General features: G+C 73.9%; 14 protein-coding genes. 6 read left to right on the forward strand and 8 right to left on the reverse strand.

The genetic code is table 11. The annotated features are described in order from the left end of the window. Positions 1 to 3: 3 nt before the first annotated feature. Positions 4 to 606: a TetR/AcrR family transcriptional regulator gene (locus KPF47_RS09455; RefSeq protein ID WP_224388141.1), complete on the forward strand. Its 603-nt coding sequence runs from the start codon at positions 4 to 6 to the stop codon at positions 604 to 606. On the opposite strand, the gene KPF47_RS09460 is transcribed toward KPF47_RS09455, so the two are convergent. The 4 genes from KPF47_RS09460 to KPF47_RS09475 form a co-directional block, all read right to left on the reverse strand. Further along, the gene (locus KPF47_RS09460) at positions 557 to 1,750 is read right to left on the reverse strand and encodes a 2Fe-2S iron-sulfur cluster-binding protein (RefSeq protein ID WP_224388143.1); all 1,194 of its coding nucleotides are present in this window, start codon (positions 1,748 to 1,750) and stop codon (positions 557 to 559) included. The genes KPF47_RS09455 and KPF47_RS09460 overlap by 50 nt on opposite strands. Beyond that, positions 1,747 to 3,633, reverse strand: a complete 1,887-nt coding sequence (locus KPF47_RS09465; protein ID WP_224388145.1) for an NAD(P)H-dependent oxidoreductase subunit E — start codon at positions 3,631 to 3,633, stop codon at positions 1,747 to 1,749. Before KPF47_RS09465 ends, KPF47_RS09460 begins: the two co-directional genes overlap by 4 nt. Further along, positions 3,634 to 5,559, reverse strand: coding sequence for a molybdopterin oxidoreductase family protein (locus tag KPF47_RS09470; protein ID WP_224388147.1), 1,926 nt, complete (start codon positions 5,557 to 5,559; stop codon positions 3,634 to 3,636). It lies immediately after the preceding gene. A gap of 62 nt (positions 5,560 to 5,621) precedes the next feature. Then, positions 5,622 to 6,410: a molybdenum cofactor guanylyltransferase gene (locus tag KPF47_RS09475; protein ID WP_224388149.1), complete on the reverse strand. Its 789-nt coding sequence runs from the start codon at positions 6,408 to 6,410 to the stop codon at positions 5,622 to 5,624. Between the two features lie 51 nt (positions 6,411 to 6,461). Between KPF47_RS09475 and fdhD the strand changes: the two genes are divergently transcribed. After that, positions 6,462 to 7,289: a formate dehydrogenase accessory sulfurtransferase FdhD gene (gene fdhD / locus KPF47_RS09480; protein WP_224388151.1), complete on the forward strand. Its 828-nt coding sequence runs from the start codon at positions 6,462 to 6,464 to the stop codon at positions 7,287 to 7,289. Positions 7,290 to 7,301: 12 nt separating this feature from the next. On the opposite strand, the gene KPF47_RS09485 is transcribed toward fdhD, so the two are convergent. After that, complete coding sequence (locus KPF47_RS09485) at positions 7,302 to 8,258, reverse strand: DMT family transporter (RefSeq protein ID WP_224388153.1); 957 nt, start codon at positions 8,256 to 8,258, stop codon at positions 7,302 to 7,304. Positions 8,259 to 8,389: 131 nt separating this feature from the next. On the opposite strand from KPF47_RS09485, the gene KPF47_RS09490 reads away from it, so the two are divergent. Next, positions 8,390 to 9,235 (forward strand): IS5 family transposase, encoded by an 846-nt coding sequence (locus KPF47_RS09490; protein WP_224386179.1) that lies wholly within the window; start codon positions 8,390 to 8,392, stop codon positions 9,233 to 9,235. Between the two features lie 31 nt (positions 9,236 to 9,266). On the opposite strand, the gene KPF47_RS09495 is transcribed toward KPF47_RS09490, so the two are convergent. Then, entirely contained in the window at positions 9,267 to 9,860 is a 594-nt protein-coding gene (locus tag KPF47_RS09495; RefSeq protein ID WP_224386178.1) for a plasmid pRiA4b ORF-3 family protein, read from the reverse strand. A gap of 180 nt (positions 9,861 to 10,040) precedes the next feature. Between KPF47_RS09495 and KPF47_RS09500 the strand changes: the two genes are divergently transcribed. Beyond that, positions 10,041 to 10,883, forward strand: coding sequence for an IS5 family transposase (locus tag KPF47_RS09500; RefSeq protein WP_224386276.1), 843 nt, complete (start codon positions 10,041 to 10,043; stop codon positions 10,881 to 10,883). Positions 10,884 to 10,920: 37 nt separating this feature from the next. Beyond that, positions 10,921 to 11,868 carry a LysR family transcriptional regulator gene (locus tag KPF47_RS09505; protein ID WP_224388155.1) on the forward strand — a complete coding sequence of 316 codons (948 nt, stop codon included), beginning with the start codon at positions 10,921 to 10,923 and terminating at the stop codon, positions 11,866 to 11,868. 82 nt (positions 11,869 to 11,950) lie between these two features. Here KPF47_RS09505 and KPF47_RS09510 read toward each other — a convergent pair whose 3' ends face one another. Further along, positions 11,951 to 12,976 carry an LLM class flavin-dependent oxidoreductase gene (locus KPF47_RS09510; RefSeq protein ID WP_224388157.1) on the reverse strand — a complete coding sequence of 342 codons (1,026 nt, stop codon included), beginning with the start codon at positions 12,974 to 12,976 and terminating at the stop codon, positions 11,951 to 11,953. Between the two features lie 89 nt (positions 12,977 to 13,065). On the opposite strand from KPF47_RS09510, the gene KPF47_RS09515 reads away from it, so the two are divergent. After that, entirely contained in the window at positions 13,066 to 13,575 is a 510-nt protein-coding gene (locus KPF47_RS09515) for a copper chaperone PCu(A)C (RefSeq protein ID WP_224388159.1), read from the forward strand. Between the two features lie 6 nt (positions 13,576 to 13,581). On the opposite strand, the gene KPF47_RS09520 is transcribed toward KPF47_RS09515, so the two are convergent. Next, the gene (locus KPF47_RS09520) at positions 13,582 to 14,031 is read right to left on the reverse strand and encodes a hypothetical protein (protein WP_224388161.1); all 450 of its coding nucleotides are present in this window, start codon (positions 14,029 to 14,031) and stop codon (positions 13,582 to 13,584) included. Positions 14,032 to 14,046: the final 15 nt, after the last annotated feature.

Below are 14,046 nucleotides of genomic sequence, written 5' to 3' on the forward strand. Positions count from 1 at the left end.
GCCGTGCCCCGCCGCAAGCAGGTCCCCGACGCGGTCGTCCTCGACGCCGCCCTCGACCTGCTGCACGCCCGCGGACCGCAGGCGCTGACCTTCGCCGCGCTGGCCGAGGTGAGCTCGCTGGCCCCGGCGACGCTCGTGCAGCGCTTCGGCGGCAAGGCCGACCTGCTGCGCCGGACCCTGCTGCACGCCTGGGACCGGCTCGACCGCGAGACCGCCGGGAGGGGAGCGCACGCCGACCCCACGCCCGAGGGCGCGGTCGCGTTCCTGGTGGGCCTGTCCGGGCAGTACGGCGGGATCGACAGCTACGCCGACGCGCTGCTGGTCCTGCGCGAGGACCTCCTCGACCCCGACGTACGACGACGGGGCGCCGCCTGGCGGCAGGCACTCACCGACGTCCTCGACGCCTGCCTGGCCGGCACCCCGGGCGCGCCGGAGGGTGCGGGCGCGCTCCTGGCGACCCACTGGCAGGGCACCCTGCTGTGGTGGAGCTTCGACCCCCGGATGCCGGTGGCCGAGCACGTGGAGCGGGAGCTGACCCGGTTCGTCGGCGCGGTGCTCAGGCCTCCGGCAGGTTCTGCACGTGCCGGAACCCGAACCGGCCCTTGATGCACAGGTGCCCGTGGGTGACCGAGTGGTCGGCCGGACTGGTGACGTTGACGATCTCGCCGCGCTGCACGTGCAGCTCCAGGTTGCAGCCGACCCCGCAGAACGAGCAGACCGTCGTGGTCACGGTCTCCTCGTCGGGGTGCCAGTCGCCGGCCTCGCGCCGGTCGTGCTCGGCGAGCGACTTCAGCGCCCCGGTCGGGCAGACCCCGATGCAGTTGCCGCAGTAGACGCAGGCCGAGCCGGGCAGCTCGACGTCGTGCTCGGTGGCGATGCGGGCGTCGAACCCGCGCCCCGCGGCGGCGATCGCGAAGGTGAACTGGGCGTCGGTACCGCAGGCATTGACGCACTTGTAGCACATGATGCACCGCGCGTAGTCCCGCACGTAGAGCTCGTTGTCGATCTTGACGGGCTGGGCGACGGTCGCCCGGGTCGCGCCGTCGGGGGCCGGGTGGTGCCCGGGGTGGCGGCGGTCGCGCTCCCCCGGCCCGGCCGGTGGGGCGGGGGGGCCGTAGCGGTCGGGGTCGACGCCGTAGTCGGTCATCCAGCGCGCCACGTCGGCGCTCGCCTGGGTCATGTCCACCGACGACGCCAGCAGTTCGAGCACCATCCGGCGGCTGTGCCGGACCCGGTCGGTGTCGGTCCGCACCTCCATCCCGTCCTCGCAGCGCCGCGCGCAGGAGGGCACCAGCGCGCGGGAGCCCTCGACCTCGACCACGCAGACCCGGCAGGCGTTGACCGGGTCCATGTTCGGCGCCCAGCACAGGGTGGGGGTGTCGGCCTGGGCCGGGGAGCCCTCGCGGTGCAGGGCGTCGAGGATCGTCGCGTCCTCCGGGACCCGGACCTGCGTGCCGTCCAGGGTGACGGTGACGGTGCGCCGGATCGCTCCGAGCATCACCGGGCCGCCGGCGAGCCGTTCGGCCGGCCCGGGGCGCGAGCCCGCCGGATCGGCCACGGTCACGCCGACCGCGCCGGCGCCGTTCGTGCGGTGCAGGGCCGCGACGCCCTCCCCCGCGCCGGGGCCGTCCCCCGGAGTGCCGTCGACCGACGACGCGTCGGCCTCGGGCGCGCCGTCGACCTCCCCGGCCCGGGGTGCCCGCGAGCCGCCGCCGGGCCCCATCGGGCCCTTGCCGCCGGTGGTGGTCATCGAGGCCCCCCGTGTCCGTTCGACGAGTGCGACGGCGCCGCGATCAGTCCCAGGTCGAGTGCGGAGGCGACGGCCGAGGGCGCGGTCTGGCCGAGCCCGCAGATCGACGCGTCGCGCATCACGCGGGCGAGGTCGTCGAGCAGGGCCAGCTCGGTCTCCCGCGAGCCGAGCGGGGCGCCGCGTTCCAGCCGGGCCAGTGCCTCCTCCTGGCGCACCGTCCCGACACGGCACGGCACGCACTGCCCGCAGGACTCGTCGCGGAAGAAGGCCGCGATCCGGCGGAGGGTGGCGGTGAGGTCGGCGCGGTCGTCGAACACGAGTACGACGCCGGACCCGAGGGTGGCGCCGATGTCGCGGGCCCCTTCCAGGGTGAGTGTCACGTCGAGGTCCTGCGGGAGCACGAAGCCGCCCGCGGCACCGCCCAGCAGCACGGTGCGCAGGGTGCCGCGGGTGCCGCCGGCGAGGTCGAGCAGCTCGCGCAGGGTGGTGCCGAAGTCGACCTCGTAGACCCCGGGGACGCCGACGGCACCGGAGACGCAGAACAGCTTCGACCCGGTGGAGCGGCCGCCGCCGACCGCGGCGAACGCCCCGCCGCCGATGTTCAGGACCTCCAGCACGTTGTAGAGGGTCTCGACGTTGTTGATCGCGGTGGGCTTCCCGAACAGCCCGGAGGTCGCCGGGAACGGCGGCTTGTTCCGTGGTTCGCCCCGGTAGCCCTCGATCGACTCCAGCAGGGCGGTCTCCTCGCCGCAGATGTAGGCCCCGGCCCCGCGGCGCAGGTCGATGTCGAACGCGAAGCCCTCGCCCATGACGTCGTCGCCGAGGTGGCCGCGGGCCCGGGCGGCGGCGATCGCGTCCTGCAGCCGCCGGGTCGCCAGCGGGTACTCGCCGCGGATGTAGAGGTGCCCGACCGTCGCGCCGGTCACGTACCCGGCGATCGTCATGGCCTCGACCAGGCCGAACGGGTCGCCCTCCATCAGCACCCGGTCCTTGAAGGTGCCCGGCTCGGACTCGTCGGCGTTGCAGACGAGGTGGTGCGGGCGCTGGGGGGACTGCGCGACGCCCTCCCACTTGACCCCGGTGGGGAACGCCGCGCCGCCGCGCCCGGTCAGCGATGCGTCCTTCAGCTCGGCGATCACCCGGGTGGCGCCGAGGTCGACCGCGCGGCGCAGTGCGGCGTAGCCGCCCCGGGCGCGGTAGTCGTCGAGCGAGGTGGGGTCGACGACGCCGACCCGGCGCAGCAGCCGCAGGTGCTCACCGGTCCGGGTCTGGGGTGCGGAGACGGTGGTGTCGGCGAAGGCCCGGTCGGCCTCGGAGGCCTGCTCACCCGACGGGTCGGCGGGCGCGTGCGCCGCGGCGAGGACGGCCTGCGGGGTCGCGGGGGCCTGGGACAGGTCCGGCTCGCCCGCGCGCTGGTGGAGCACCGCGGGCGCCCGCTCGCACAGTCCCAGGCAGGGGCTGCGCACCACGCAGGCGCGCGCGCCGTCGAGCTCACGCTCCAGCGCGGCGACGATCTCCTCGCCCCCCGCGGGCCCGCAGGCGACGTCGTCGCACACGTGGACCACGCGCGGGGCGCGGGGCTCGACGGAGAACATCGCGTAGAAGGTGGCGACGCCGTACACCTCGGCCGGCGGGACCTGCAGGGTCCGGGCGACGTGGTTGAGCGAGCCCTCCGAGAGCCATCCCGCCGTGTCGTGCACCGCATGCAGCAACGGCAGCAGCAGGTGGCGCCGGGAGCGCGCGGCGTGCCCGGCGTGCACCGACCGGGTCGGCCGGTCCCCGGCGGTCGTGTCCGCGGCGGCGGGGGCCAGCAGCGCGAACGCCGCGTCCACGGCCTCCCGTTCGGCCGCGGTCGGCGTGGCGGTGGAGATGTGGAGATCCATTCACAGCCTCTCGATGCGCACCGCGGTCGCCTTGAACTCCGAGGTCCCCGACTTGGGGTCCCACGCGTCGTTGGTCAGCACGTTGACGTCGACCTGCTCGGTGAAGTGCGGGGTGAACGAGGCCAGGCCCGGCCGCAGCGACCGGTCGACCCACACCGGCGCCTCGACGCTGCCCCGACGGCTGGTGACCCGGACCCGGTCGCCGTCGGTGACCCCGAGCGCGGCGGCGTCGGCGGCGTCGATGCGCAGCGACTCCCGGCGGCGCAGCGGGGAGGCGTAGCCGCCGGTCTGCACCCCGGAGTTGTACGCGTCGAGCAGCCGCACCGTGGTGAGCCGGATCGGGTACTCCTCGGTGAGCTCGTCGGCCGGCGGCACGTGCTCGACCGGGGTGAACGGCGCGGCCGCCCCGCGCTCGTCCGGGTCGTCGGCCCACAGCCGGGCGTGCATCAACGGTGTGCCCGGGTGGTCCTCGGCGGGGCAGGGCCACTGGATGCCGCCGAGCGCGTCGAGGCGGTCGTAGCTCATGCCGTGGTGCCAGTTCAGCGACACCGAGCGCAGCTCGTCCCACACCTGCTCGGCGGTCGGCTCGCCCCAGTCGTGCCCGAGCCGCTGCGCGACGCCGCAGATGATGTGGGTGTCGGGGCGGGCCAGGCCCGGCGGGTCGAGGGCCTTGCGGACCCGCTGGACGCGGCGCTCGGAGTTGGTGACGGTGCCCTCGTACTCGCACCAGTCCGCGGCGGCGGGCAGCACGACGTCGGCCAGCTCGGCGGTGGCGGTGCGGAAGATGTCCTGGACGACGAGGTGGTCGAGGGAGGACAGCAGGTGCCGGGCGTGGGCGGCGTCGGCCTCGGACTCGGCGGGGTTCTCCCCGATGCAGTACAGCGCGCTCATCTCCCCGGCCTCCATCGCCTCGAACATCTGCGACAGGTGCCTGCCCGGCCGGTCGGGGAACTCGACGCCGCCGTAGACGGCGTGGAAGCGGGCGTGCGCGTCGGGGTCGGACACGTCGTAGCCGCCGGGCAGCTTGGCCGGGATGGCGCCCATGTCGCCGCCGCCCTGCACGTTGTTCTGCCCGCGCAGCGGGACCAGGCCGGAGCCGTAGCGGCCGACGTGACCGGTCAGCAGCGCGAGGTTGATCAGCGCGAAGACGTAGTCGGCGGCGTTGTGGTGCTCGGTGATGCCCAGCGTCCAGCAGATCTGGGCACGGTCGGCGCGGCCGTAGGCGTGCGCCAGCTCCCGGATCGAGGCGGCAGGCACCCCGGTGATCTCCTCCGCCCGCTCCAGCGTGTACGGCTCCACCGCGGCCCGGTAGTCCTCGAACCCGGTGGTGGAGCGCTGCACGAACGCGTGGTTCACCAGCCCGGCGTGGATGATCTCGCGGCCGACCGCGTTGGCCAGCGCGATGTCGGTGCCCACGTCGAGCCCGAGCCACGAGTCCGCCCAGTGCGCGGTCGAGGTGTGGCGCGGGTCGACCGAGAACATCCGGGCGCCCTTGCGGATCCCCTGCAGCACGTGGTGGAAGAAGATCGGGTGCGTCTCGCGGGCGTTACTGCCCCACAGGACGAGGAGGTCGGCGTTCTCCGCCTCGACGTAGGCGGAGGTGCCGCCGCCGGCACCGAACACTGCCGTCAGACCGACGACGCTGGGAGCGTGTCAAGTGCGGTTGCAGCTGTCGACGTTGTTGCTGCCCATCACCGCCCGGGCGAACTTCTGCGCGACGTAGTTCATCTCGTTGGTCGCCTTCGAGCAGCTGAACATCCCGAAGCGGTCCCCCGGGACGCCCGCGAACCCGGCCGCGGCGCGGTCGAGGGCCTCGTCCCAGGACGCCGGGCGCAGCACCCCGTTCTCACGGACCAGCGGCTCGGTCAGGCGGGCGTGGCGGGGCCGGAAGCCCCGGCGCGATCCCTGCGGACGGGTGGCGGTCATCGTCGGCCTCCGGCGTGGTGGTTCCCTCGGCTCCGCGCACCGTAGCAAGGTCGAGACCCGCGTCACACCCCCGCGAGCTCGTCGCCGGTCACCAGCGGGAACCACGGCGGCAGCGGTTCCGTGCCATCGGCGAGGGCCACCGGTCGTCCCAGCTCCCCCGCCGTACGGGCGCGGACGGTGCGGGCCCGGCCCGCGTCGTGCAGCCGCACGGCGGGCAGCGGACGGGCCCGCGCGGCCGCCAGCTCGGCGGGGGTGTTGACGTTGGTGAGCGAGGCCAGGTCCGGGTCGAGGCGGGCCAGCACCGGGTCGCTGCGCAGGGTCTGCTCACCGATCCGGCGGACCGCGACCCGGTCGAACAGCGACGGCGGGCGGCCCTGCCCGGCCGCGGTCAGCTCGTCGATCACCGGGGCCAGCTCGGTGGCGTAGGCCGCGGCGAGGGGCTGGTGGTGCCCGAACGCCTCGGGCAGCGCGACGTCGTGCTCCCCGCGCAGGTCCAGCACCCGGGCGACGAACGCGGGGTGCAGCAGCGGCAGGTCGACCGACGCGACGAACGCCACCTGCGCCCGGCCGGCGACGGCGGCCAGCCCGGCGCCGATCGCGGGCAGCGGGCCGAGCCCGGGCACCGGGTCGTCGACGACCTCGGTGCCCGGCGGGAGCTGCGGCAGCTCCTGCCCGGCGGCCCGCACGACGACCAGCGGCCCGTCCACCGCGCGGCCCAGTACGGCGACGGTGCGGGTCAGCAGCGCCGCCCCGTGCCAGTCCAGCGACGCCTTCGCCGTCCCCATCCGCGACGACGCACCACCCGCCGGCACGATGCCCGCCCCCGGCCGCCGACCCCCGTACCCGCGCACGCGGCCGATCCTCCTCCTACCCTGGGGGGTCGACAGCGGGAGGGGATCGGAATGGGACGGCTGACCGTGCGGCGCCCGGTGCTGCACCTGAACCCGGACGGCAGCACCCGCTCGCGGCCGGACACCCTCGTGGCCGAGGAGCCGCTGGAGCTGCGCGTCGGGGGGAAGGCGTTGTCGGTGACGATGCGCACCCCCGGCCACGACGTGGAGCTCGCGCACGGGTTCCTGCTGACCGAGGGTGTGATCGGCTCCGGGCTGGACCTGGCCGGGGCCCGGTACTGCAACTCGGTCGACGAGCAGGGCCGCAACACCTACAACGTGCTCGACGTCGACCTGGCCGAGGGCGTCGCCCCGCCGGACGCGTCGGTGGAGCGGAACTTCTACACCACCTCGTCGTGCGGGGTGTGCGGGAAGGCCTCGCTGGACGCGGTGAAGCTGAAGACCCGGCACTCCCCCGCCGCGGACCCGCTGCGGATCGGCCGGGAGCTGCTGCTGGAGCTGCCCGACCGGCTGCGCGAGCACCAGAAGGTGTTCGGCTCCACCGGCGGGCTGCACGCCGCCGCCCTGTTCGACGCCGACGGCGGCCTGCTCGCCGCGCGGGAGGACGTGGGGCGGCACAACGCGGTGGACAAGGTGCTGGGCCGGATGGTGATGGACGGCCGGGTGCCCGCCGCGGGCACCGTGCTGATGGTGTCCGGGCGGGCGTCGTTCGAGCTCGTGCAGAAGGCCGTGATGGCCGGAGTACCGATGCTCGCGGCCGTGTCGGCGCCGTCGTCGCTGGCCGTCGAGCTCGCCGAGGAGTCCGGGATGACCCTGGTCGGGTTCCTGCGCGGGCGGACCGGCAACGTCTACACCGGGGCCGAGCGGATCGACCTGTAGGCCGGGGGTGGATCAGGCCCGCGGGGTGAGCGTGGCCCAGGCCCGCTCGTGCCGGTCCACCACCCGGCGCAGCCGCCCCGCGTTCCCGGCCGGCCCGACCAGCGCCGCGACCGTGGCGACGACCAGTGCACAGCCGATGACCTGCCAGCCGGTGAGGGTCTCCCCGAGCACCAGCATGCCGAGCAGCACCGAGAGCACCGGGTGTACCAGCAGCAGCGCACCCGCGGTGCCCGGGGCGAGCCCAGCCGATCCACGCCCGATCAGCACCCAGGACACCACCTGTCCGGTCAGTGCCAGCACGATCAGCCAGGCCCACGTCGTCGCGGGGAGGGCCACGACGATCCCGCCGCCGGCGACACCGACGATCCCGCAGGTGACCCCGGCCCCGACGGTCGCCAGCGCGACCGGGGTCACGAGGTGGCGCGGCCGGCCCCGGGACACCGAGCGGTTGAGGTGCAGGAAGCCGGCGTAGGCGACCCCGGCGAGGGTGCCGAGCACCGCGCCGCGCACCGGTTCCGGCCCGCCGACCCCGGCACCCAGTACCCCGCCGGCCAGGGCGATCCCGCCCAGCAGCAGCGGCGCGGCGTAGACGAGCCTGCGCGGGACCCGCTCGCCCGCGACCACCCAGGCGATCAGCGGCAGCGCCAGCACCTGGATGTTGAGCACGACGTTCGCGATGCCGGCGCCCGCGTCGAGCACCGCGCGGGTCCACAGCAGGAAGTCCGCACCGAGGAACACCCCGGACAGCAGAGCCCAGCCGACCGTCGCGAGCGGGAGCCCGCCGGCGCGCCGGTACTCGGCCAGGGCCCACGGCGCCAGCACGACCAGCGCGAGCACGCACCGCCAGAACGACGCCGTCGCCGGGTCCGCGCCCGCGAGCGCGACGAGGATGCCGGTCCAGGCCAGCACCGAGGCGCCGGCGAGCAGGAGGAGGGTGGAGTGCGGGTCGGGGGCGGTGCGTACGGTCACGGGCTCCACGATCCCCGCGTCCACCGCAAAGATCCAATGAGTGTTCCTACCCGGTACCGCTAAGAGGTCGTTTCAGAAGTCGGCGTGTCGGTCCTGTGTGGATCGGCGCTGGTAGCTGATCATGTCCGGTCGTGGCGCGGCGATCTTGTGTCGAGCGATTGGTGAGCGACGAGCTGTGGGCGCTGGTGGAGCCGCTGCTGCCCAAGCCGCGCAAGCACAAGCGGGGACGGACAGGCCGTCCGCGGGTGCCGGATCGGGCCGCTCTGGCCGGGATCGTGTTCGTGCTCAAGACCGGGATCAGCTGGAACGCGCTGCCCGCCGAGCTCGGCTGTGGGTCCGGAGTGACCTGCTGGCGGCGGCTACGGCAGTGGCAGCAGGCCGGGGTCTGGGCCCAGCTGCACCGGGTGATGCTCGACCGCCTCGCCCAGCAGGGCCTGCTGGACTGGTCGCGGGCGGCGGTGGACAGCGTGAGCGTGCGGGCCAAGCGCCGCGGCGAGGCCACCGGGCCCTCGCCGACCGATCGCGGGAAGGCGGGCAGCAAGTACCACGTGCTCTGCGACCGAGGCGGGCTCCCGCTGCATGCGCTGGTCACCGGGGCGAACACCCACGACAGTCGGATGCTCGCCCCGCTGCTGGACACCAACCCCGGCGTCCGCGAACGGGCGGGACAGCCGGGGCGTCCGCGACGTCGGCCGGACAAGGTGCACGCCGACAAGGGCTACGACTATCCCCGCTGCCGCCGCTACCTGAGTGGGCGTGGGATCGGGGTGCGGATCGCCCGGCGCGGGATCGAGGACTCCACCCGGCTCGGGCGGGTCCGCTGGGTCGTCGAGCGCACCATGTCCTGGCTGCTGGACTTCCGCCGCCTCGCGCTGCGCTACGACCGCGCCGAATCCACGATCACCGCGCTGTTATCGCTGGCCTGCGCCCTGATCTGCCACCGCCGCCTCACCAAGCCGAAGCCGAAGCCGAAGTGATGGTCGACCCAGCCCTCGCTGAGGCACTCGCCTACGAGGTCGGGGCCAGCGGCCGCCAGGCCAGCCACTCCAAGGCCCGGTCGGCCTCGTCAGGGTCGAAGCGGTGCGGGTCGAACGGCCCGCCCGCCCACTCCAGGCGCTCGGCGCGGTCGGGATGGTCAGGGTCGGCGAGCACGGCCTGGAAGTCCTCATACCCCCCGATCCCGCCGACGTCCTCGGGCGGGCACGCCCCCTGCCCGGCGACGCATCGCGGATAGCACACTCCCGGCTCGACGGCCGCGACCGCCTCGACGGTGATCTCGTGGGCCCAGTTGTCACCGAAGTCGTAGACGTAACCGAACCGGTCACCAGCCTTGACCAGCCGAAACAGCTTCTCTTTCGTCTCGTCGGCGACATCCTGTCCGGGCCAGTCCGGGTCTGGGATCCCGTAGCGGCGCCCGACGATCTCGAACTCGTGCAGATGAGAGTTCGTCCAGCCCATCACTGACTGCACCACCTCGTGTAACACCGCCAAGTCGACCTCGCCCGGCACCTGCACCCGACGCCGGACCGCCGGCACCACCTCGGTCAGGACGATCTCCAACTCGAAAATCTTCGTCTTCTCAGACACACGAGGCGCGACCATCAGCCGATGCTGCCAGCCCCGCCGTCACCGGCAGAACCGGGCCCACCACTTCTGAAACGACGTCTTAGAGGTCGCGCGGATTGGTCACAGCTTGGCCGCGGTCGAGTGTCTGGGGGCGAGGGCGGGTACGGGCCTGCCGATCATGAAGTTATCTACGCTTCGTGATCGTCTGGAGGCCGCGTGCCCACCCTGCCATCATGGCTGACCGAGCCGTTGTGGGACCAGTTCACCGCGCTGCTGCCTCATCGAGACGAGTTCGATCCCACCCATCCGCTGGGCTGCCATCGCCGCCGGATCGCGGATCGGATCGTGTTCGACAAGCTCCTGCAGGTACTGCGGTTCGGCTGCTCGTATGAGGGCATCGCTGACAGCACCTGCTCGGCGACCACCATCCGCGATCGTCGTGACGAGTGGATCAGGCTCGGGGTCTTCGCCCAGCTGCGTCGGATCGTCCTGGACGCCTACGACCGCATCGTCGGTCTGCTGCTGCACGACATCGCCGTCGATGGCGCCATCACCAAGGCCCCCGGCGGCGGCGAGGTCGCCGGTCCGTCGCCGGTGGACCGGCGCAAACAGGGTATGAAACGTTCGGTGCTCGTCGAGGGATACGGCATCCCGCTGGGCCGAGTCCTGGCCGGAGCCAACCGGCACGACTCCCCGCTACTGGGCCCCACCCTCGACCGCCTCGATGCTCTCGGCCCGCTGCCCGACGACATCACCGTGCACCTCGACGCCGGCTATGACTCCGGCAAGACCCGCGACACGCTGGCCGAACGAGGCCTGCACGGCGAGATCGCGCACAAGGGTGAGAAAGCGCCGATCCAGGCCACCCGCCGCTGGCACGTCGAGCGGACCAACGCTTGGCACAACAGCTTCAACCGGCTGCAGCGCTGCTACGAACGACGAGAAATCGTCGTCGACGCGTTCTTCGACCTCGCCGACACGATCGTCACACTCCGTAGCTTGATTCGGCAGGCCTGGACCACACACCGCTGGAACGCCCGACCTGCACGACGTCCATGATCACCAACCAATCCGCGCGACCTCTAAGCTCGGCTACGTGATTTCCTGGGACCGGCTCCAGGTGTTCGACGCCGTCGCCGAGCACGGCTCGGTCGGCGCCGCCGCGGCCGCGCTGCACATCACCGGCCCTGCGGTGACCCAGCAGCTGCGCAAGCTCGAACGCGAGACCGGCGCCCGTCTCGTCGAACCGGACGGGCGCGGCATCCGGCTCACCGCCGCCGGGCACGTGCTGGCCGGGCACGCGGCCGCCGCGGCCGCGACCGTCGCCGGGGCCGAGCGCGACCTCGCCGCCCTGCACGACGATGCCGCAGGCCCGCTACGGATCGGCTCGGTCGCGAGCGCGCTGCGGACGCTGCTGCCCGAGGTCATCGACGGGTTGGCCGTCGCCCACCCCCGGCTGGTCCCGACCGTGGACGACGGCGAGGTCGTCGACCTGCTGCCCGCCCTGCAGTCCCGCGACCTGGACGCGGTGCTCATGGAGAGCTGGACCCAGGCCCCGGCCCGGCTGCCCGCCGGGATCCGGGTGACCGCCCTGGCCACCGAGCCCGCGATGCTCGCGGTCCCCGCCGACGACCCGCTCACCGGGCCCGGCCCGGTGCCGCTGCGCACCCTGGCCGGGCGGGTCTGGACCTCGGGCCCGGTCGGCACCGAGCCCTACGAGGCGCTGCTGCAGCTGCTGCGCGGGGTCGGGACCGAGCCGGACATCCGCTACCGGGTCGGCGACTTCGCCACCCAGCTGGCGCTGGTCCGTGCGCGGCTCGCGATCGCGCTGGTCCCGGGCATGGCGGTGGCGGGGTCCACCGTCCCCGGCGGCACCGGACCGGTCCCGGTCACCGCCGAGGACGGCGTCCGGCTGCTCCCCTGCCGCCCCGCGGCGGGGCGCTCCCTGGTACTGGCCACCCGCGGGTCCGACGCCGACCTCCCCGCACTGCGGGCGCTGGTCGACGGCCTGCGCGCCGCCGCGGCCCGCATCATCCCCGCCTGACCCCGGCCCCAGCCACACCCGCCGACCGCCTCCCACACCCGTCGCCACGGGTGTGGGCACCCGGCCGGGGGTGTGCGTCCGGTCAGGCGAGCAGCTCGCGCACCATCGGGATCACGCGGGTGCCGTACAGCTCGACCGCACGCAGCCGGGCCGAGACCGGCTGCGGACCGACGGTGTAGATCAGGTCGAAGCGCTGGGCGCCGAGCGAGCGGACCGAGTCCGCGATCCGGCGTGCCACCGTCTCCGGGGACCCGACGTGCAGCGCCCCGCCGGAGATCTCGGCCTCGAACCGGGCGCGGTCCAGCGGCGGCCAGCCGCGCTGTGCGCCGATCCGGTCCATCTGCGCCTTGTACGGGGCGAAGAAGATCTCCTTTGCCTCCTCGTCGGTGTCGGCGACGAACCCCGGCGAGTGCATGCCCACCGGCTTCGCCGTGTGCCCGAACTGCTCGACGGCGCGGTGGTAGAGGTCGACGTAGGGCGCGAACCGGCCGGCGGGGCCGCCGATGATCGCCAGCATGAGACCGAGGTCGTAGCGGGCGGTGCGTACCACCGACTCCGGGGATCCCCCGACGCCGACCCACACGGGCAGCCGGCGACCGGCCGTCGGGAAGACCTCGATGCCGTCGATCGCGGCCCGGGTGCCGCCCCGCCACGTCACCGGCTTCTCGTCCAGGAGCTGCACGAACAGCTCGAGCTTCTCCTCGAACAGCTGCTCGTAGTCGTTCATGGAGTAGCCGAACAGCGGGAAGGACTCGGTGAACGAGCCGCGCCCCACGATCACCTCGGCGCGGCCGTCGGACAGCGCGTCCAGGGTGGCGAAGCGCTGGTAGACCCGCACCGGGTCGTCGGAGCTGAGCACGGTCACCCCGGAGGAGAGCCGGATCCGCGAGGTGCGGGTGGCGATCCCGGCGAGCACCGTCTCCGGGGTCGAGATCGCGTACTCGGGACGGTGGTGCTCCCCCAGCGCGACGACGTCGACGCCGGCCCCGTCGGCCAGCACCACCTCGTCGACCACCTGGCGGATGGCCTGCGGGTGCGACAGCGGCGTGCCGTCGTCGCCCACCGGCACGTCGCCGAAGGTGTCCATGCCGAAGACGATGTCGCTCATCCGCTCCCCCAGATTGGTTGATCCCTCAACCATCATGCCACGTGCGGCGGCCGCGCGTGGGCGGGGGCCGGAACGGGGAACCCGGGCACATGCGACGTACCGCGCCCGCTCTGCTGGCTCTGTTCCTGCTCGCCGGCTGCGGCACCGCCGCGCCGACCATCGATGTGGCCCCTCCGACGGGGACCGCGGGTGATGCGCTCGCCTCCGTCGGCGGGATCGACATCCGGGACGCGGCCATCGCCCCCGCCGACGACGCCGAGGGCGGGATCGCCCACCCGGCGGGCTCCGAGGTCGCACTGCGGTTCGTCGCGGTCAACACCGGCGACGCCGCCGACCGGCTGGTGTCGGTGAGCTCCCCGCTGGCCGAGGACGTCGACATCAGCGGCGAGCGGGCCCTGATCGGCGGCGCGACGCTGCTGGTGGGTGGGACCGGGTCCACCGTCCCCGCCGGCGCGGCGTCGGTCACCCGGGCCACGGTGACCCTCGACGACCTGCGCCAGGCGCTGTCGGTCGGCCCGACCTACCCGGTCACCCTCACCTTCGAGCGCGCCGGGTCGGTGACGCTCGAGCTGCCGGTGGACGACCCCGAGGGCAGGTGAGCCCGCTCAGCGCTCCCGGGCGCCGAGGCGGCGCAGCAGGTTGGCCGCGAACCGGTCGCCGGTCGCGTCCATCGTCGCCTTCATGGTGCGGGTCACCACCGGCGCCGCGAGACGCGACAGCGGCATGTCGACGTCGACGGTCAGCGAGATCTCCAAATGCGTCGCGGGCGACCCGTCCGGTTCCGGGTCGGCGTCGCTCAGCGCGTAGTAGCCCTCCGCACCGGCCCACTCGGTGACCCCGGCGGGCGGGGCGTGGGTGAACTCGATGCGCTTACCCTCGACGAAGGTCATCCGCTCGGTGAACACCGGCTTGATCCCCACTCCGAGCACCGCGATCCGCACCATGTGCCAGCGCCACAGCTCGTAGCCGTCGACGGCGGCGTCCCGGGCGGAGTCGGCGTCGATCCGGTTGAGCAGCGGTGTCAGCGTGGGCAGGACGTCGGTGTCGGTCAGCACGCGCCACACGTCCTC

Source organism: Pseudonocardia sp. ICBG1293, from assembly GCF_020131355.1.
Lineage (GTDB): Bacteria > Actinomycetota > Actinomycetes > Mycobacteriales > Pseudonocardiaceae > Pseudonocardia.